This window comes from Ancrocorticia populi, assembly GCF_003123745.1.
GTDB lineage: Bacteria > Actinomycetota > Actinomycetes > Actinomycetales > Actinomycetaceae > Ancrocorticia > Ancrocorticia populi.
The window spans coordinates 517,735-537,286 of sequence record NZ_QETB01000001.1 but is presented as its reverse complement, the minus strand read 5'-3'; the positions used below and the strand labels follow the sequence as shown (position 1 = coordinate 537,286).

At 59.3% G+C, this 19,552-nt stretch carries 18 protein-coding genes and 1 tRNA gene; 3 read left to right on the top strand and 16 right to left on the bottom strand.

Annotated features, from left to right (window positions below; translation table 11 throughout):
- Positions 1 to 22 precede the first annotated feature (22 nt).
- On the top strand, positions 23 to 1,390 hold the full coding sequence (gene dcuC, locus DD236_RS02520; RefSeq protein WP_109092784.1) for a C4-dicarboxylate transporter DcuC: 1,368 nt from the start codon (positions 23 to 25) through the stop codon (positions 1,388 to 1,390).
- A 16-nt stretch (positions 1,391 to 1,406) separates the two neighbouring features.
- The gene (locus DD236_RS02515) at positions 1,407 to 2,747 is read left to right on the top strand and encodes a lyase family protein (RefSeq protein WP_109092783.1); all 1,341 of its coding nucleotides are present in this window, start codon (positions 1,407 to 1,409) and stop codon (positions 2,745 to 2,747) included.
- An 11-nt stretch (positions 2,748 to 2,758) separates the two neighbouring features.
- Here the strand turns inward: DD236_RS02515 and DD236_RS02510 are convergent, their stop codons facing one another.
- From DD236_RS02510 to DD236_RS02470, 10 genes are all read right to left on the bottom strand, one after another.
- Entirely contained in the window at positions 2,759 to 3,616 is an 858-nt protein-coding gene (locus DD236_RS02510) for a MurR/RpiR family transcriptional regulator (RefSeq protein ID WP_207785661.1), read from the bottom strand.
- 109 nt (positions 3,617 to 3,725) lie between these two features.
- Positions 3,726 to 4,280: an NADPH-dependent FMN reductase gene (locus tag DD236_RS02505; RefSeq protein ID WP_109092781.1), complete on the bottom strand. Its 555-nt coding sequence runs from the start codon at positions 4,278 to 4,280 to the stop codon at positions 3,726 to 3,728.
- A gap of 170 nt (positions 4,281 to 4,450) precedes the next feature.
- Positions 4,451 to 5,437, bottom strand: coding sequence for a zinc-binding dehydrogenase (locus DD236_RS02500; RefSeq protein WP_109092780.1), 987 nt, complete (start codon positions 5,435 to 5,437; stop codon positions 4,451 to 4,453).
- Positions 5,438 to 5,554: 117 nt separating this feature from the next.
- A complete protein-coding gene (locus DD236_RS02495; protein WP_207785660.1) occupies positions 5,555 to 6,205 on the bottom strand; it encodes a sugar O-acetyltransferase in 651 nt (216 codons plus the stop codon).
- Positions 6,206 to 6,245: 40 nt separating this feature from the next.
- On the bottom strand, positions 6,246 to 6,665 hold the full coding sequence (locus DD236_RS12145; RefSeq protein ID WP_207785690.1) for a carbohydrate ABC transporter permease: 420 nt from the start codon (positions 6,663 to 6,665) through the stop codon (positions 6,246 to 6,248).
- A 15-nt stretch (positions 6,666 to 6,680) separates the two neighbouring features.
- Positions 6,681 to 7,055 carry a carbohydrate ABC transporter permease gene (locus DD236_RS12140; RefSeq protein ID WP_207785659.1) on the bottom strand — a complete coding sequence of 125 codons (375 nt, stop codon included), beginning with the start codon at positions 7,053 to 7,055 and terminating at the stop codon, positions 6,681 to 6,683.
- A complete protein-coding gene (locus DD236_RS02485) occupies positions 7,052 to 7,957 on the bottom strand; it encodes a carbohydrate ABC transporter permease (RefSeq protein ID WP_243409881.1) in 906 nt (301 codons plus the stop codon). The genes DD236_RS12140 and DD236_RS02485 overlap by 4 nt, the downstream gene beginning before the upstream one ends.
- A complete protein-coding gene (locus DD236_RS02480; protein WP_109092777.1) occupies positions 7,954 to 9,318 on the bottom strand; it encodes an ABC transporter substrate-binding protein in 1,365 nt (454 codons plus the stop codon). The genes DD236_RS02485 and DD236_RS02480 overlap by 4 nt, the downstream gene beginning before the upstream one ends.
- A 170-nt stretch (positions 9,319 to 9,488) precedes the next feature.
- A complete protein-coding gene (locus DD236_RS02475) occupies positions 9,489 to 10,382 on the bottom strand; it encodes an ABC transporter ATP-binding protein (RefSeq protein ID WP_109093267.1) in 894 nt (297 codons plus the stop codon).
- A gap of 103 nt (positions 10,383 to 10,485) precedes the next feature.
- A tRNA-Leu gene (locus DD236_RS02470) sits at positions 10,486 to 10,559 on the bottom strand.
- Positions 10,560 to 10,687: 128 nt separating this feature from the next.
- Here DD236_RS02470 and nhaA point away from each other — a divergent pair.
- Positions 10,688 to 11,887 (top strand): Na+/H+ antiporter NhaA, encoded by a 1,200-nt coding sequence (gene nhaA, locus DD236_RS02465; RefSeq protein ID WP_109092776.1) that lies wholly within the window; start codon positions 10,688 to 10,690, stop codon positions 11,885 to 11,887.
- Here nhaA and DD236_RS02460 read toward each other — a convergent pair.
- From DD236_RS02460 to mfd, 6 genes are all read right to left on the bottom strand, one after another.
- On the bottom strand, positions 11,884 to 12,855 hold the full coding sequence (locus tag DD236_RS02460) for a Ppx/GppA phosphatase family protein (protein ID WP_109092775.1): 972 nt from the start codon (positions 12,853 to 12,855) through the stop codon (positions 11,884 to 11,886). The two genes, nhaA and DD236_RS02460, sit on opposite strands and share 4 nt — an antisense overlap.
- Positions 12,852 to 13,382, bottom strand: a complete 531-nt coding sequence (locus DD236_RS02455; protein ID WP_423716455.1) for a DUF501 domain-containing protein — start codon at positions 13,380 to 13,382, stop codon at positions 12,852 to 12,854. The genes DD236_RS02460 and DD236_RS02455 overlap by 4 nt, the downstream gene beginning before the upstream one ends.
- Positions 13,383 to 13,387: 5 nt before the next feature.
- Positions 13,388 to 13,960: an FtsB family cell division protein gene (locus DD236_RS02450; protein WP_243409880.1), complete on the bottom strand. Its 573-nt coding sequence runs from the start codon at positions 13,958 to 13,960 to the stop codon at positions 13,388 to 13,390.
- Positions 13,961 to 14,032: 72 nt separating this feature from the next.
- Positions 14,033 to 15,313 (bottom strand): phosphopyruvate hydratase, encoded by a 1,281-nt coding sequence (gene eno / locus DD236_RS02445; protein WP_109092774.1) that lies wholly within the window; start codon positions 15,311 to 15,313, stop codon positions 14,033 to 14,035.
- A 140-nt stretch (positions 15,314 to 15,453) separates the two neighbouring features.
- Positions 15,454 to 15,981: a hypothetical protein gene (locus tag DD236_RS02440; RefSeq protein WP_109092773.1), complete on the bottom strand. Its 528-nt coding sequence runs from the start codon at positions 15,979 to 15,981 to the stop codon at positions 15,454 to 15,456.
- A 57-nt stretch (positions 15,982 to 16,038) separates the two neighbouring features.
- Positions 16,039 to 19,551 carry a transcription-repair coupling factor gene (gene mfd / locus DD236_RS02435; protein WP_109092772.1) on the bottom strand — a complete coding sequence of 1,171 codons (3,513 nt, stop codon included), beginning with the start codon at positions 19,549 to 19,551 and terminating at the stop codon, positions 16,039 to 16,041.
- Position 19,552: the final 1 nt, after the last annotated feature.

The window sequence follows — 19,552 nt, the reverse complement described above, 5'->3', positions numbered from 1 at the left end:
ACAGTAACAAAGGAGTGCAGCTGTGTCTGTTTTTCTCGCAGTATTCGCATTGCTGACCACACTCGGAGCAGGGTACTTACTCATTAAGGGCCAGAAGCCAGTGATCGTGCTGCTGCTTTCGGGCTTCCTACTCATCGCGGTGTCCACAGCCGTTCAACCTGACTTCGCGATCCTCGAAGAGGACGCGTCAACGGGTTCGCGATGGCTTGACGTTATCGGCATGTTCGAAGACGTTGCCGGTAGCCAGCTCACGGGCGTTGGCCTCATCATCATGGCTGCGGGTGGTTTCTCCACCTACATGAACAAAATCGGAGCCTCCCGAGCTCTTGTTGAGATCCTCTCTGCCCCGATCGCGAAGATCAAGCATCCCTATATGCTCTTGATCTTCACGTATCTTCTGGGTGCCGTCCTGTTTATGTTCATCCCGAGTGCGGCTGGACTTGCGATCCTTCTGCTCGTCTTGCTGGTTCCAGTGCTTACGGCGGCTGGTATCACGCCCGCTGCCTCTGCCGCGGTAATCGCAACTGCATCTGCCATGCCCATGGGGCCGGCTTCCGGAACCTCGGTTCTTGCTGCAGGAACGGTTGACCTTTCACCAGTGGTCTACTTCGTGCAAAACCAGCTGATCGTTGCTATCCCAACCTTCATCGCCATCTCTATTACGCATTACTTTGTCCAGCGTCACTACGACAAGAAGGGCCTAGAGACCTACAAACCCACAGAGATGCAGGAAGCAGACACGTCCGAAGGCGGACCACGTTGGTACGCGCTCTTTCTCGTCATTCCTATCGTTTTACTTATCATCTTCAGCCCGCTCGTCAATGATTCGATCGAACTGACCACAGTCGCGGCATTCGTGATGGTATGGCTATTCGCGATGATCTGCGAAATGATTCGCCATCGTTCCTTCAAGATTGCAGCGGATGCCTCAACTGTGTTCTTTACCGGTATGGGCAAGATGTTCGGTGGCGTGGTTGCACTCATCATCGCGGCTCAGATCTTCGCTGAAGGCCTGACGGCAACGGGTGCGATTGACATGTTGATTGACGGTGGCGAGAAGCTCGGTGCTGGAATGGCGATCATGACGATCGTCTTCACGCTCATCGTTGGTCTGGTTACGTTCTTGACCGGCTCGGGTGTAGGAGCCTTCTCGGCATTCTCCGGGCTGGTACCCAATATCGCCAACGGCCTCGGCGGGTCTGCGGTTGCTCTCATCACGCCGATGGAGTTCGCCTCCGGTCTGTTCCGCTCGATGTCACCCATATCAGGTGTGGTGATTGCGGTTGCAGGCGGCGTTGGCATCAGCCCCATGGACGTTGTGCGCCGAACAGTCCTACCGATGGCCGTAGGAGTCATCGTTATGACGACCTTCAGCCTGATCCTGCTATAAATATCTAAGGAGAGTAATGGGTATTGGAGCCTTAAATTCAGCCATCTACAAGCGTGGGTACACCACTCCACGCATGGAGGAGGTGTGGTCCGAGCGGGCTCTAGTAGGCGCCATCTTCGATGTAGAGGCAGGGCTCGCCGAGGCACAGGCCACCTTAGGGATCGTCCCTGAACAAGCAGCGCAGGCAATCCGCGAGGCTGCGCAACCCAGCGATGAACTGATCGAAGATGTTTCCCGTGGCAAGGTGGGAAATCCATTGGTTGCCGTCTTGGATGCCCTACGCGCGCGCGTTTCTGACGATGCCCGCGGGTGGATCCACTTCGGTGCAACAACTCAGGATATTCTGGACACCGCGAGAGCACTCCAGATCTCGAGATCCACGGACATTTTGTTGGACGAATTGGACCAGCTGATCGGTGTCTTGGCCAATCTCGCAGAGGAACACGCGACCACACCCATGGTAGCGCGGACCAATGGGCAACACGCCCTCCCCACCACGCTTGGTATGCGGTTCGTCCGATGGCTTGCCGAACTTCGCAGGAATCGTGAGCGTCTCACACAGATGAGGCCGCGGGTCGAGATCATCCAGTTCTCAGGTGCGGCAGGCACCTACGCGTCCTTGGGTGAAGACGGGCCCCGCACTGCACGCGCACTCGCGGAATCCCTTAACCTCGGATACGAGCCATACCCTTGGCACGCGGCCGGGGACGTTATGGCGGAAATCGCCTGCACCACAGCCATCTATGCGCAAACCCTCGGCAAGATTGCAGAGGACCTCTTCACGATGCAGCGTACGGATATGGCTGAGGCTCACGAGACCATGGACGCCCACTCCTCTGGCTCATCTACGATGCCTCAGAAGCTCAACCCGTTTACCACCATGAAGGCCTCTGTGAGTGCGCGGTTGGTAGCCGGTATGGCTTCTACGATACTCACCCAGCCCCCGGCGGCTGATGAGAGGGATCATCGGCAATCTGAAGTCCAGCGTGACCTCATTCCTCAGATTTTCGTGGCAACCGAGGGAGCAGCATCCAAACTCACCGCACTGTTTGGACGGCTTCGCTTTAACACGGAGAGCCTCCGCGCAAACCTGAACCATGAGGGTGTGCTTCTCATGAGCGAAGGAATCATGATGGCTCTAGCTCCGCGTCTGGGACAGGAAGGCGCTCACGATCTGCTACAGGAGTTTGCGTCCGAGGCACGCGAGAACGGCAAATCCCTTCAGGATTTCCTTGCTGAGCGTCCCGAGGTAGCCGAGAAGATCAACGGAATCGATATCTCTGAACTAACTCAGCCAGAGAACTACACTGGTCTGTCTCGTGAGCTATCGATGGAGGCTGCTCAACCCAACAAGTAGCCGGAATACCTCTACTGATCGGGCCAGATGAACATGTTCAACTGGTCCGATCCTTCTTCTACCAGCTTGGTCCGCGAAAGGGTGCGTTCGGGAGCGCGGTTTTCCATCGCGGCTAACAGGGACTCAAGCATAAGGAGCATTGTTGCCCGGCTCTTGAAGCGCGGAGTGGAATCCGTCTGAACCAAGAGAACATGATCCGAATAGATCCGTAGAGGGCTCGTGGCTCTGTTGGTTACGAGAATCGTGGTTGCTCCTCGCGAGCGCGCCAACTTCAGTGTGGCTTCCACCGGCATGGGATGCCGGTCAAACGCTGTCGCGAACACCACGGAATCAGGCGTGAGATCCACGAGTTCGTGGGAGTTCATATCGATTCCGGAAAGCATATGTACGTTGCCGCGATGGTACTTGCACAGGAGATAAAAGTAGTGGAGTAGCGTCCGGCCGGTTGCAACCGAAACAAGGAACAGTGGGCGAGATTCGTCGGCAAGAAGATCAGCGACCTCATCGAACTGTTCAGCCGAAAATGTATCGAGGGTTTGCTCGATTTCAGTTCGAGCACGCGAGAAATGCTGAATCATCTCCGTACCAGGGCCCGAACTAACAGACTCGCGGCCACGCTGGAGCGGCCTATCGAAGTTGGCCTTTACTTCGTCTTTGACTGAGGCCGAGAAGTCTCTGAAATCGGAGTAGCCCAACCGCCGGACAAAGCGAGTCACTGAGGTTGCACTTACGCCAGAGCCTTGCACCACGGTTTCGAGGTTCTGAAACGCCAACTTTGGATACGAGTTTTCAAAGTACCGCGCAAGCGTTTGCTCACCATCCGTCAAGCGGTCGAGTTGGGCGAGGCGTTCAAAGAGGCTAGAGGTCACGCTCCCATCTTCCCACAAGCGCTCTACTTTGGATCTCGTGTCTGAGTCACAGGGATATGTGCCCCAACTGTGGGCACAAGCTCGCCTGCTTCCTCAGTTGAACACTGAGCTATGCCATCTGGGACTGCTTAGTTGCCCGAATGAGCTGATCAAGCATCGTCTGCGCGTCCTGCCCGCGATGGGCCTCTGGAGTGACGTTGCCGTCCGCATCGAACTCGGTGAAGTTAGACAGCTCAACCTGCCCGCGCACGTCGATCATCTGGAAGTTGCTGACGATCTGGCGCCAGTGCTCCACGGCGCGGATCCCGTTTGAGGCGCCGTAGGACACGAAGGCCACAGCTTTCCCTATCCATTCGGGTCCGATTGAATCAACGGCATTCTTGAAGGCACCAGGAACCGAGTGGTTGTATTCGGGAGTTACAAAGATAAACCCATCGTAGGTATCAATCGTCGCGCCCCAACGCCGGACATTCTCGGATTCGTATTGGCGATTGGCGGCGCCGGGAACCACTGGAGAATCGAGTAACGGAACGCCAAATTCCATGAGATCGATGATCGAGTACTCGGCGTCTCCTCTCGCCTGAGCCTGGTCGAGGACCCACTTTGCTACAGCTTCACCCTTTCGTCCCTGACGAATAGACCCGATGATGATTCCAATTTTCACAGGAAAGTTCCCTTCCGATCACTACGTATTAGGACATTCAACAGTCAATCACACGGATGATCAAGATCGAGGCAAAAGAGTGCGGATTTGACTGCTTTTTGCTCGAAGACTACGAGGCTGGTTTAGTTTCAAGTTCTGGCGACGACGGCGCCAGCTAGCCCTTCGCCGCATTAGGACAGATCTATCACGATCTTTCCTTGAACATGGCGCGCTCCCACTTCAGCCAGAGCCTCGGGCGCTTCTTCCAGCGTGGCAACCCGGTTGATCATGGGATTGAGCTTTCCTTCGGCCACCAGACCCGCGAGCACCTCAAGCTCGGAAGCCAGATACTTCCGGGCCACGGAATCCCCGTGATCGTAGGCGGCTCCCAAGGCCAGCTCATGGATCGAGGGCGCCGTGCTAAAGGGTGGAACCGTCTCCAGATCGGGCCGTCCGGAAGCAAAAGCTAAGCTGCCTGTGTGAACCAGAAGCTTGAGGTTTTCGGTAGCGGATTCGCTGCTCACCACATCCAGAACGGCGTCGACGCCACGCCCGTCAGTCAACTCGAGAACACGGTCGCTCACGTTCTCGCTGCGGTAGCTAATGACATCGCTAGCTCCCAAACTGCGCACAAACTCGTGATTGACAGATGAAGCGGTACCGATAACCCTTGCACCGGCCAACCGCGCGAGCTGGACGGCGAAGCCACCCACGCCTCCGGCCGCGGCCGTGACCAACACCGTTTGCCCCACCTGAACATGCATACGGCGGACGATCGCCTGATAAGCCGTTAGCCCAGCACACGGCAGAGCAGCAGCAGCGAGAGCCGAGACGCCATCGGGAATATGCGCCAAAGTCTCGGCAGTCGCGATTCGATATTCGGCCAGCGATCCCTCCGCACTAATCGCTCCGTGGTTCGCCACCCGATCGCCTACGGCAAAGCCCTCAACGCCCTCGCCCACGGCGTCAACAGTCCCGGCCGAATCCTGCGCGGGCACGTGCGGCCACTGCCAGTCCGGGTGCCCACTCGGGCTCTGAATGAAGGAGACGTCCACGGGATTAAGGCCAGCCGCCTCCACTTTGATTCTAACTTCACCGGGGCCCGGCTCGGGCACAGGGAGCTCTCCAACCTGAAGATTCCCGATAGATCCTGGAGCAGTCAAATACAATGCACGCACGATTTTCGCCTACTTTCACATTCAATTAACCGAGAACACAATCAAACGCCTCCCACTCCAGCCACGCAAGCACTTTTGCTTGGAGCCAGATGCTGTTGTTGTTGGCGACAACGGCAACTAGCCCCTCTGTAGTCTCTCTGCGGACACCGCTCTCATTTCCTCCGGGGTGATATCAATACGACGGTCACGCCAGTAGTACTCAGCATCGTGCTCACCAATTTCCCGGAGCACACGGCACGGCGTTCCCATCGCAACAACATTCTCGGGAATGTCGCGGGTGACAACGCTACCGGCACCTATCACCGAGTTGTCACCGATGGAGACTCCAAGCATGATCACCGAACCCGCTCCAACCCACACATTGTTACCGATCCTGACCGGCACGTTGAACTGCGCACCGTGAACACGGAGCTCGGGTAACACGGGGTGCCCCGCAGTAGCGATGGTGGCGTTGGGACCAAACATCGTATGGTCGCCAATGTAGATCGGAGCGTCATCTACCAGTGTGAGGCCAAAGTTCGCATAAACACCTGCCCCGAGGTGGACATTCTGACCGCCCCAGTTGGCATAGAACGGCGGCTCCAAGTGGCAGCCCGGCCCAGCTTGGGCAAACATCAATTGGATGAGCTCTTCACGCCGTGCAACCTGCGATGGCCGGGTCGCGTTGTAGTCATACATCAACTCCAACGCCGCTGTCTGCTGAGTCTGAAGGTCCTCCCGATTGGGATCGTAGATGCGCCCGTCCTGCATGCGTTTGAGATTGTCCACGCATGCCATTCTATAAGCCATATTCCAGCGAGGCGTCTGTCTAGCCCTTCACGGCCCCATCGGTCATACCGGCGATGAACTGCTTCTGAAGGAGCAAGTAGAGGATCACCATCGGCAGCGCCACCAGCACGGCACCAGCGGCAAGCAGTGTCGTGCCGGAGGTGTACTGCCCTTGGAAGAAGGCCAGGCCCAGCGGCGCCGTCCGCATCTTCCCGGCGGGAGACATAACTAGCGGAATGAGGAAATCGTTCCATGTCCACATGAACGTGAGCACCACTTGTGTCACCACGGCCGGCCGAGCAATCGGCAACAGCACGGACCACAGGGTGCGGATGTGCCCTGCCCCGTCCAGCTGGGCGGCCTCGATGAGGGAAGGATCCACCCCGCGGAAGAAGGCGCGCATCCAGAACGTGCCGAACGCCAGTGATTGTGCGATCTGTGGGAGGGCAACCGCCCAGATCGTATCCGTGAGGCCTTATGCCCGCAGATCGAAGAACAGCGGCAGCACAATTGCCTCGGAGGGCACCATGATGCCCAACAAGAACAGATAGAACAGGAACTGCGAACCGCGTGGGCGCAGGATCCCCAGCACGTAGCCGCTCATGAGAGACAGCACCAACGCCGTCGTGACAACGATGGCCGCGATAACAACCGAGTTCTTCATATACTCGGAGAACTTGCCAATCTCCCATGCGGCGGCGAAGTTCTCCGGGTGGAACCACGAGCTATCCCCGATCCTCTCCGAACTGAGCGCAAGCCACAGAACATAGAGGATCGGGATGAGCGCCTGTGCGGCGAACAGAATAAGGATCACGTAGTTGACGATCCGTTCGGTCCGGGTAATCCTCACTTCTTCTCACGCTCCCCCAGCAGATTCAGCGTCAGATTAATGGCGAAGATGACAAGCGTGAGGATCACGGCCAACGAGGACGCGGTTCCCACGGATCCCAATCGGAACGCCTGGTTGTATACCTCGTAGGAAGGCACTGTGGTTGAGGTGCCCGGCCCACCCGAGGTAGTCATGTACACCAGATCGAACGTCTTGAGCGCCGCGATGATCGTCAAAGTCAGCGATACGAGGATCTCCGCTCGCACACCGGGAATGGTGATGTACCAGAACTGCCGGAACCATCCGGCCCCGTCCAGCATCGCAGCCTCATACTGATCCCGCGGAATACCGGCGATCCCGGACATGAGCAAAACCGTCACGAGGCCGGTACTTACCCAAGTTCCGATCAGGCCCACCGCCACGAGCGCGGTCGAATAGTTCCCGAGCCACGCCGTGTTGACATCACCGGGAACAAACCACGATAAGAAGGAATTCAACAGCCCGTTCGGCCGGTAGATCTGCCGCCACGTGATCGCCAGAACCACCATCGCAATCACCTGCGGCATGAACACGACGGTCCGGAAGAATCCGATACCACGAACCTTGGAACGTGCCAGCAGTGATGCCAACACCAGTCCGATAGCCAACGGAATCACGGCGTAGAAGATGATGAGCACAAGGGCATGCCCAAAGGCCCCGACAAGCCGCGGATCGCTGAAAGTGGCCCGATAGTTGTCCAGCCCGGCCCACGTGCCCGTGCCCAGCCCGTCCCATTCGTAGAAGCTGAGCACGATGGCCCGCCCGATCGGGTACAGCATAAACAGGCCGTACACGAGCAGGGGTAGGGCCATCAGTGCGATAGCAGCTACAGTTCGTCCGCGTTTTTGTGACTGCGACGAAACCTTCTCAGCTACTCTACTCACTGGTTAACGAAGTCCGTATATGCCCCTTCGAGCGTCTCGAGGAACTCGTCAGGGTCCACCTTTTGGTCGAGCAGGCTCTGCACGGCGTCACCGGCATCCTGATCGAAGGTTGGCGTCGCGTAATCGAGGTACGGTAGGACGTTTCCTTCCGTGGAGATCGCCTCGAACGCGGTCATAACGTCCGCGACCACGCCTTCCTGATCGGCAGCGTACGTGGCCGTGTCGTTCACAGGAACGTTGCCCTTGTCCGCCAGAATCCCCATGGCCTCATCACTCGTAATGAAGTCGATGTAGGCGGCAGCAACATCGGGTTCCTCAGAGGCCGAGGTGATCGCGAACGGCAGGGATGTTCCGCCGATAGTCTGCGCTGCATCCTGACCGCTGGGCGTGGGCGGCAGGATGAATCCGGCGTCGTCGCCCATAGCATCAAGTAAATCGGGAGCCAACCACGAACCGGCAATCAAATAGACTCCCTCACCCTCGGCGAAATCCTCCCAAACGGCATCGTAATCAACCCCATTAAAACCGCTGTTGAAGTAGCCTTCCGAGGCCCAGTCTTGGATCTCCGTGGCCGCGGCCATGTTCTCCTCGCTTACCCACGAGGAACCGGCGTTGCCGAACCCGAGGGTACGGACGGTCTCGGCATCGGTGTGTTGGCCGAGCACCACGCCGAAGTCCTGAAGCCCCGGCCACTTCTCCACGTTGCCGAGCACCAGCGGAGTCTCGCCAGCGTCCTTGATCTCGGGGAGCTGATCGTTGAACTCCTCCCACGAGCTGGGAAGCTCTAGGTTCAGCTCATCGAGCTTGGACTGCGAGTAGAAGATGCCCACAACCTCACCCATCTGCGGCAGGCCGTACAGGCATCCCTCACCGAATTCTGTGGCATCGTCGGAGTAGGAGGAGTACTGCAGGATGGAATCGGAGTAGCGATCCGTCCAGGCGTACGCCTCGCTCCAGGAATCGAGGCAGATGAGCTGGTCCGCCGCCACAAATTGGCCCATCATGTTGCGGCCGTTGTTGGCCTGGACAACGTCTGGGGCATCGTCACCCGTGAGTGCGAGGCGCAGAGTCGTCTGAAGATCGTCGAATGATTGGGACACCCGATCGATCGTGACGTTCGGATACTTGTCCTCAAACGCAGCGTTGAGCTGCTCCATCTGTGCGTTCTGGCCGCCGCGAACCTCTTGGTCCCAAACGGTCAGCGTGTAGTCTTCGACGTCCGTAATATCGGTGGATACCTCGGCGGTATCGGTAGCGTCCGAATCCGATCCGCCACCGGCAGTTGGCGCGCAGGCCGCCAGCATAAGACTGGAGGCTACAGCCGCCAAGCCCAAGGCGCGGACGCGTGTTCTAGTAGTCATGATTCCCCTCATTCAAGCAACGGTGCTGAGTGCTATGACTTAGCTTACGAGAATCTTAGCGCTCGCGCTCAGAACCGAGGCTGATGAGGTACTAGCTAGCCAGATCGCGCCGCCGGAATCCCGCGAAACCAATGGCCGTGTGCCAGTGAGCGCGCTCATCAAGAGACTCCCTATCCCTGACTGTCGGACTCGTACAGGCGGAGGAACAGGGATTCAAGCGACGGCGGTTCCACTGTCAGTGTGGTCATTTCAAACGGAGCAAGCGCAGCCATCGCCTCGCCAACCTTTGATGAGTCCACGCTGGCAGATAGCCGCGAGCCGTCAATATGAACGTCGCCTAGTAGCTCGAGCGCCTGGTCGCTAGGCTGCCGCCCGAAATCCGCGCGAATCTGCGAGCGCGTGCCATTCTGCAGCTCGGCGAACGTTCCAGTTTGAACGATCTTCCCGTCGCGAATGATGGACATCCGATCGGCCAGCGATTCAGCTTCGGAGAGGATGTGGCTGCTGAGCAGGACCGAGGAGCCCTCGGCCTTGGCCTCGCCAATCACCTCTTGGAAAACGTTCTCCATGAGGGGATCGAGTCCACTGGTGGGCTCATCGAGGATGAGCAGCTCAACATTGGAGGCTAGTGCGGCGATGATCGCGACCTTTTGACGGTTGCCCTTCGAGTACTGGCGGCCGCGCTTCGTTGGATCCAGCTCGAAGCGCTCAATCAGCTCAGCACGCCGGTTCTCGTCCAGCCCGCCGCGCAGAGAACCGAGCAGATCGATTGCCTCACCTCCGGTCATTCCAGGCCACAGGGAAACATCGCCGGGCACGTAGGCCAGCCTGCGATGAAGGCTCACCACGTCTTTCCACGGGTCCTGCCCTAGCAGCTCGATCGCGCCGCCGTCTGCCTTGAGCAGGCCCAGCAGCACGCGAATTGTCGTGGACTTTCCCGCACCGTTGGGACCAAGGAAGCCAAGAACCTCGCCCTTGTGAACGTTCAAATTCAGGCCTTTGAGAGCTTGGAATCGGCCAAATGACTTGGTAAGGCCCTCAACCTTGATCACATCTTCACTCATGTCCATCTCCCATGTCCTTCGGCGGGTGCCGGCCAACATCTATTTCTTCAGGAGCGACTCTACAGTTGAGGGCCAGATTACCGATACCTCCCTCAATCGTTTGTGCCCCCAGTGGGACTCGAACCCACACTGGACCGATTTTAAGTCGGTTGCCTCTGCCGATTGGGCTATGGGGGCCCGCGCATCATTCTAGGGGAATCGGGTCCTGCGCACGTAATCGTCCCTATCACCGGTCCGATCGGAGGAAAGGCCCGCTGAGCATGTAGACTATTTTGGTAGCCATCTAAGCGTCAGTGGGAGTATCGATGTCCGCCAGCATGAATCCGCTCGTGCGTTACAGGCACGCATTACGGAATGAGTCAGTCGGGGGTTTGGTCCTCGTGGCTGGCGCGATCATTGCCCTGATTTGGGCTAACTCACCAGTGCGGGAAAGCTATTTCACGATCTCCGAGGCCGTGATCGGGCCCCACGCCCTCCACCTTGACCTGACGATTGCTGAGTGGGCGGCCGATGGGCTTCTGACCGTATTCTTCTTCGTGGTTGGGCTTGAACTCAAGCAAGAGTTCTCCACCGGGTCGCTCCACGACCCCAAAAAGGCGGCAGTACCAATCCTCGCTGCCGTGTGCGGCATGGCTGGACCCATCGGCGTCTATTGTCTTATTCAGGTTGTCACAGGGTCGAGTGAATACGGCGGCTGGGCAATCCCCGTGGCAACCGATATCGCGTTCGCACTTGCGATCCTTGCCATTTTCGGGAAGGGGCTTCCCGCCGCAGCACGAACCTTCCTCATGACCCTTGCCGTTGCCGATGACCTCGGCGGAATCATCGTGATTGCTATTTTCTTCTCGTCTGGAATCAACTTCCTTTGGCTGGCCCTCGCCGTCGTGGCGATCGCTCTCTTTGGATTCCTTGCTAAGAAGCGCATCATCCACTGGTGGATCCTCTGGCCCATCGCGATACTGGCTTGGTACTTCATGCACAGCTCGGGAATCCACGCAACAATTGCGGGCGTGGCTCTTGGGATGGTGGTAGCAGCGCGGCCAGCCGAGGGCGAAGTACACGGCCTAACACACACCTTCACCAAGAAATTCGAGTTCGCAAGTTCTGGCTTCGTGGTGCCGATCTTCGCATTCTTCGCAGCTGGCGTGAATATCACCGAAGCCGGGGGACTTGGTGAATTACTCGCAGATCCAGTATCTGTTGGAATCTATCTTGGACTACCGCTGGGTAAATGCATTGGTATCACTGGTGGAGTCTGGATCATGCTCAGATTCTTCAAACTCAGCTTGGGCGAAGGCATCAAACTTGGAGACATCGTACCGATTTCCTTCGTTACCGGAGTTGGATTCACCGTCTCCCTGCTGATCGCGCAGCTCTCATTCCCAGCAAACCACCCGCATGAGGCACACGCGAAAGTTGCCGTTATCCTCGGGTCACTTCTGGCGATCATCTTGGGCGCGATCGCACTTAAGATCCGCGAGTATCAACGCCTGAGCGAGATTTAGCGCGGCGGCTGCGGCTCCTTCGCAGCCCACAGCGCCATGCCATCAAGGATGTCGTGTTCGGACGTCACAACGGCCCCAAGTGGATGCCCACTCTCCTCCATGCGTGCCGCCACGCGCTTGACCACTTCTTCCCACACGAGGGCACCGGCAGCCATCACGTCTGAGCGCCCCGGATGCATGTAACCCAGCGCGTCGCGCTCGGCCTTCGAGGAGTGGATGAACCACTCGCACACCTCGACAACTTGGTCCACGGTCAGCTCAGTTCCATGGATCCGCGAAGCATCGTATTGCTCTAGCCCCAGAGCCCGCGCCGTCAACGTTGTCACGGTCCCGGCCAGCCCAACGAGCCCGCGAGCGCTTGAGAAATCGACATCCTGTTCCGCCGCGTCCAAAGCAGCGTTCACATCCGCTCGTGCCGCCGCGATCTCCTCGGCCGTCGCCGGATCGGAAGCCATGTGGCGTTCGTGCATCCGCACGCAGCCAACGTTCATCGAATGATCGGCCACTGCTCCCTCGCCGAGTTCGCCCAAGACAACCTCGGTGGAGCCACCGCCCAGATCAACCACGATCACGGGAGTGGGCCCATCCACGCCCATCACTGAGGCCGCACCGTCGAAGCTGGTCCCGGCCTCCTGATCACCTGTCAGCACCTGGACGGGCACGCCAAGCCTCTCACGAACACCGCTGAGGAATTCGTCCCGGTTCGAGGCATCACGCGTGGCGGAAGTAGCGGCGAAACGGATGGATTCCACCCCGTGCTCGCGGCACAGATCGGCGTACTCCCCCACTTTGGTGAGGGTGCGCTCTAGGGCAACGGGATCGAACTGCCCAGTCCTGTCCACTCCCTGCCCCAGCCGAACAACGTCCATCAGCCGCACTACATCGTCCAGCGGCCCGCGTTCGCCGGGCACATCGGCGATCAACAGCCGGATGGAGTTGGTGCCACAATCGATTCCTGCAACCCTCACGCGAGTTTCTCCTTCGAATCGTCATCACAATGGCATACGCTGCCGTCCCAGCCCACGGCATCAAGCGCCATGTCCCCGATGGGACACACCCCGGATCCAACCGCCAGCGCATACCCCGCCAGCGCATGAAGGCACTTGACTCGGTTGGGCATGCCCCCAGCGGAAACACCGGAAATCTCGGGCACATCCCCAAGCACGGAGCGGCGCTCCACGTAGGAGCGATGCGCACGCGCGTGTGCCTCCGCAAGCTCTGGATCTTCCGCGAGAGCCTCGTTGTATTCGGCCATCTTGCCATCGGCCTCAAGCCGTGAGATCTGATACACGAGGTACGGCAGGCTGAGATAAAAGAGTGTCGGGAACGGGCTGCCGTCCGGCAAACGTGGAGAGGTGACAGTTACGGCGGGCCGTCCGCACGCGCACCGCGCGCCCACAGCCACCAGTCCCCGAGGCTCCCGGCCCAGCTGCGCCGAAAACTCTTCGCGATCTCCTTCGCGTAGTTCGGTTACGTTCGCGCCAATATCACTCAGATTCACTAATTTTCCGTATCCTCATCGGCCGTTGGCTCGGGTGAGTTGAGCACCGGCACATCGTTCGGGTTGTCAAATTCTGCTTCGGTCTGGCCGGCAACGCTCACCGAATCCCACATCGTCACGTACCACGGGGTGGCCGCCCGCCGGTTGCGGTTAACCTCCGCGATACGCTCGTCGCGCTGATCCTGCGCGGTTCCCGCGCCGGGATCCTTGACCACATATAGGGTCTGCCCGGGCATCACGTAGCCGAGCCTCTCGCGCGCTTGGGAACGAACAAAATCGTCGTCGTTCCACAAATCAAGCTCAGTTTGTAGTTCCTCGATGTGTTCCTCTGTTGTGGTTAATTCCGCCCGAGCAGCAGCAAGTTCGCGTTGGGAGGAGTAATACCGGGCAACCGTTGGCCACACGATCACGATGGCCACCACGAACGTGAGTACCACGGCTACCAGCCGCAGCGAGTATTTCCTGCTTCCCCGACCATCGGCGACGACGACGGAGTGCTTCTGCCGCATACGCTGATCATTCGGACCCCGTGAGCGATCAGGCCGCCGAGGTCCGCGGGAAGGATTATTCATGCCAGCTATTCTACGTCCGACAAAATGAAAGTGGGCCACCCGGAGGTGACCCACTCACATTCAGCTAGCTAATTAAGCCTTGAAGCGCGGGAAGGCGCTTGCGCCAGCGTACACGGCATCATCGGAGAGTTCATCCTCGATGCGCAGAAGCTGGTTGTACTTATTGACGCGCTCACCACGAGCGGGTGCGCCGGTCTTGATCTGGCCAGAGTTGGTGGCAACCGCGAGGTCCGCGATGGTCGTATCCTCGGTCTCGCCTGAACGGTGGGAGGTCATGGACTTGAAGCCTGCACGGTGTGCGCTCTCCACTGCCTCGAGGGTCTCCGTGAGCGAACCAATCTGGTTCACCTTGACGAGGAGGGCATTACCGGCCTTCTCATCAATGCCGCGCTGGAGACGCTCGGGGTTGGTCACGAACAGATCGTCGCCAACCAGCTGAACCTTGTCACCGATTTCTGCGGTGAGGGCGGTCCATGCTTCCCACTGATCCTCGTCCAGCGGATCCTCGATGGAGACCAGCGGGTACTTGGCAACAAGCTCCTTGTAGTAGTTGACCATGTACTCGGTGTCCTTCGGGCCACCTTCGAACTGGTAAGCGCCATCGGAGAAGAACTCGGAGGAGGCAACGTCAAGTGCGAGTGCCACGTCCTTGCCCGGGGTGTAGCCGGCCTTCTCGATTGCCTCGCAGATGAGGTCAAGAGCTTCAGCATTCGAGTCAAGGTTGGGGGCGAAGCCGCCCTCATCGCCAAGACCCGTGTTCAGACCGCGCTCCTTGAGCACGGACTTCAGTGTGTGGTAAACTTCTGCCCCCCAGCGCAGCGCTTCCTTGAAGGAAGGCGCACCGATCGGGGCGATCATGAACTCCTGAATGTCAACGTTGGAATCGGCGTGCGATCCACCGTTGAGGATGTTCATCATCGGAACGGGCAGCACGTGCGCGTTCGGGCCACCGATGTACTTGTAGAGCGGAAGGCCGGCGGACTCTGCCGCTGCCTTGGCAACTGCAAGGGAAACACCAAGAATGGCGTTTGCGCCGATCTTGCCCTTGTTGGGGGTGCCGTCAAGATCCAGAAGGGTCTGGTCGAGGAAACGCTGATCCTCAGCCTCCATGCCCACGATCTCAGGCTCGATGATCTCAGATACGGCTGCGACGGCGTCCGCAACGCCCTTGCCGCTGTAACGATCCTTATCGCCATCACGGCGTTCTACCGCCTCAAAGGCGCCAGTCGATGCGCCGGAGGGAACGCCAGCGCGGGCGAAGGTGCCATCGTCAAGCAAAACCTCGACCTCAACGGTCGGGTTGCCACGTGAATCCAGAATTTCGCGGGAAGCTACAGCTTCAATGCTGGCCACAGGTACTCCTTTTGTTGAACTACATAGCCGCGGCGCGACTATGTTCTATTGTTGCGCATATTCGCGCCATGCGTTAGCCCAGACCGCTTTTGGACTAACACGTTCGCCGCAAGCGTTCTTGCTGACGCAGCTTTCCGGGACTAGTTACCTAATTCCCCAGACATATCTGGTGAGATATCCGCCAACGATCGATCTTGGTCCGTCAAGAATGCCGGAAGCTCGCCGGTGGCAAGTGTGTAGCGTGGACTGAACTCCACCTCGGGTTCGGCCGTGACCTCACCGAGCGCAGCGTTGAACTCCGGAGAGGCCTGACTCAGGGACACGGCAAGGCACACGTCCTGAATCTCCTGCGACGAATCCGCGGTTACCTCGCCAATTCCCATCGATTGGGAGCACATTGCGAACGCGTTCTCCTCGAAATCAGGCGTGATCTGATCGCTGTAATCATCGAGGATGGGGCCCACAAGCGCCGAGTTCATCCCGATTTGGAGAAGCTGGATCCGCTGATCCTGCGTGGTGGCACCCAGATCGGCCGCCATCGCATCGATACTCTTTTCGGACACCTCTTGTCCGTTAACGATTGCTGCCGCGCCGGGATGAGATGAGCATCCCGATAAAAGACCTGCGGCGATCAGTGCAACACCCATGACGGCGCGCTTCTTGGTCATGACTCCTCAATTCTCCCCATCACTGGATGGGACCCCGCACAATCTTACATCCTCGCATTACATTGAGGCCAAGAACACCGAGTTGATTACCTGCTCCACCCATTCGATCAGCTTCTCGCCCTCCATTTGCTGAGCCTCGCCCATGCGAGCACTGCCCGCCGGCGTGGGGATCATCAGCACCCGGATTGCGGGCTTTAGGAGCGATTTCGGGTAGAGCCGCTTCAGGCGCGCCTGCCGCGAATCCGCCAGAGACACGGGCGCGAACCGCACGTTGCGCCCGGCCATCGTCACCTCGTTGATACCTGCCTTACGGCACACCTCCCGCAAATGCGAGATGAGGAAGAGCCGTTCGGCCTCGATGGGAACGGGCCCGTAGCGGTCAATGAGCTCCGCGCGGACCGCCGCGCGGTCGTCGTCGTTCGAACTCGCTGCAATCTTCCCGTAAATCTCGAGGCGCAAACGCTCGGAAGAAACGTAGTTTTCCGGGAGGAAGGCGTCAATCGGGAGCTCAACGCGAACGTCCGTGGCTGCTTCTTCCTCGGCCTCCGGGGTTTGCCCGCGCATCCGGGCCACGGCATCGGAAACCATACGGACGTACAGGTCAAAACCAACCCCGGCGATCTGGCCGGACTGCTCGCCACCCAGCATGTTGCCGGCGCCGCGGATCTCCAAGTCCTTCATGGCCACCTGGATTCCGGCGCCAAGATCAGAGTTCGACGCGATCGTGCGCAGGCGTTCTAGGGCGTTCTCCGTCATAGTGCGATCGGGTTCGTAGAGGAAGTAGGCGTAGGCGCGTTCCCGCCCACGGCCCACTCTCCCGCGCAGCTGGTGCAACTGGGACAACCCGAACTTATCGGCGTTCTCCACGATGAGTGTGTTGGCGTTGGAGATGTCTAGGCCAGTCTCCACGATCGTGGTACACACGAGTACATCGACTTCTTTCTGCCAGAAATCGTCGATCACCTGCTCTAGTTGACTCTCGCTCATCTTCCCGTTGGCCATCGCGATGCGGGCCTCGGGAACCAGCTCCTGAAGATGGGCCGTCACGCGCGGCATATCGTGCACCCGGTTATGAACAAAGAAGATCTGGCCATCGCGCAAGAGCTCGCGCCGAATCGCCGCCACAATCTGCTTGTCCTCGCGGGCCCCCACATAGGTGAGGACGGGGTGGCGCTCCTCGGGCGGGGTGGCAAGCGTGGACATCTCGCGTACGCCCGTCACGGCCATCTCAAGCGTTCGCGGAATTGGGGTGGCGGACATCGAGAGCACATCCACGGTGGGATAAAGCTGCTTCAGCGTCTCTTTATGCTCCACACCGAACCGCTGTTCCTCATCAATGATGACGAGGCCAAGATCCTTGAAGCGCACGTTGCCCGTGAGAAGGCGGTGAGTGCCAATCACTACATCCACCTCACCACTGGCAAGGCCGGCAATCGTCTCATCCGATTCGCGATCGGACTGGAAGCGGGACAGAGCGGCCAAGCGCACCGGGAACCCCTGATAGCGCTCAGTGAAGGTCTCGAGGTGCTGCTGGACCAACAGGGTAGTGGGCACGAGGATCGCCACCTGCTTGGAATCCTGCACCGCCTTAAAGGCGGCGCGTACAGCGATCTCCGTCTTGCCGTACCCAACATCGCCGGAGATGAGGCGGTCCATCGGGACCGGCTTCTCCATATCCGCCTTAACCTCTTCGATCGTATGGAGCTGATCGGATGTTTCTACATAGGCGAAGGCGTCTTCGAGTTCGTGCTGCCACGGGGAATCCGGGGAAAACGCGAAACCCTTGGTGGCCTGGCGTTGGGCGTACAACCTCACCAGTTCGCCCGCAATTTCGCGGGTGGCGGCCTTGGCCTTCGCCTTGGTTTTGGACCAGTCCGCTCCACCCATCTTGTTGAGGGTGGGGGCCTCTCCGCCCGAGTATTTGGAGATCTGATCGAGCGAATCAGTGGGCACCCACAGCTGATCGGGTGGGACGCCGCGGCGCGTGGAAGCATACTCCACCACGATGTACTCGCGCTGAGTCTCCCGGTTCGATCCGATGGCACGCTTGGCCATCTTGACGAAGCGGCCCACGCCGTGCTGCTCGTGGACAATGTAATCGCCCGGCTTGAGCGCCAGCGGGTCTACCGTGGCCTTGCGGCGGGCGGGCATCTTGCGCATGTCGCGGGTGGAAGATCCACCGCGCCCCATGATGTCCGATGCCGCGAACACCGCAAGGCGTTGCTCCACCATGACGAAGCCAGAGGCGATCGGAGCGGCTGTCACGTAACAGATCGACGGTTGGAGTTCAGCGGGGAGATCCTGCACGTAGAGCGAGGGAACGCCGGCCTCTTCAAGCTGATCGCGCAGGCGGCGGCCTAGGCCAGCACCCTCAACGGCCAGCACCATTCGCCACGATTCGCGGGAAAACCCACCGATGGCCTTGATGGCCTCATCCACCTTGCCGAGGAAGCGCTGGGGTTCACGGGCGCTCACGTTGGCGGAGCTTACGGCAGAGGTTGTAGCCGCCGCAAAGCCTCCAACCGTCAGCCACTCGTGCCCCCGCTCCAGCGCCTGATCACGAGTATCGTCTAGCGTGGCAAATGAGGCAGCGTCCACGTTAATCGGGACGTTTCCGCCGGCTGCGGCGGCACTCCACGCTGCAGAGAGGAATTCTTCCGTGGTGGCGATCAGCGATTCGGCGCGCTGGGCAACGCGTTCGGGCTCCACCACACTGATCTTGGCACCACTCGGGAGCGTTGCCACCACAGGGATCATCTTGTCCACTAAGGCCGGCGCTAGGGATTCCATTCCCTCTGGCGCGATGCCATCGGCAATTTGAGCCAGCATGTCTTGAGCGCCCGGGAGGGTGAGCATCAGGTCGCGGGCGTGCTGCCGTACCTGATCCGTCAGCAGAATCTCCCTGCATGGCGTGGCAAAAAGTTCCTCAGCATCTTCCATCGAGCGCTGATCGGCCACGGAGAACGTCCGGATCTCATCCACTTCATCGCCGAACAGCTCCAAGCGCAGCGGGTGTGATTGGGTGGGAGGGAATACGTCAATGATGCCGCCACGAACGGCAAATTCACCGCGGCGCTCCACCATGTCCACCCGAACATAGGCAGCATTCACCAGATCGTTTTCTAGCTGCTCCACATCGATCTGATCGCCCACGCCTACGCGCACGGGAGTCAGCTCCCCCAGCCCCGCCGCGATCGGCTGAAGCAACGCCCGCACGGGCATGACAAGAACGCGTAGCGGATCGAACTCTTCGGGGTGTGCGAGGCGGCGCTGGACCAACAGGCGCTGGGCCACGGTATCGGACCGGGGCGATAGCCGCTCGTGCGGCAGCGTCTCCCACGATGGAAACACTTCCAGCACGGAATCTGGCAGGTACGCGCGCAGGGCACCGTGAAGCTCCTCGGCCCCGCGCCCGGTGGCGGTCACAGCAACGATAAGAGGCTTGACCTTGCCCTCAAAGTGAGCGAGGACCGGCGGAACCATACCGCGCGGCATGGAGATGTTCGCCGCCTGAGGCACCGCGAGCGCAGGATCGTGCGCGATGAGTGGCAGAAGCGGGCGTAAATCCATG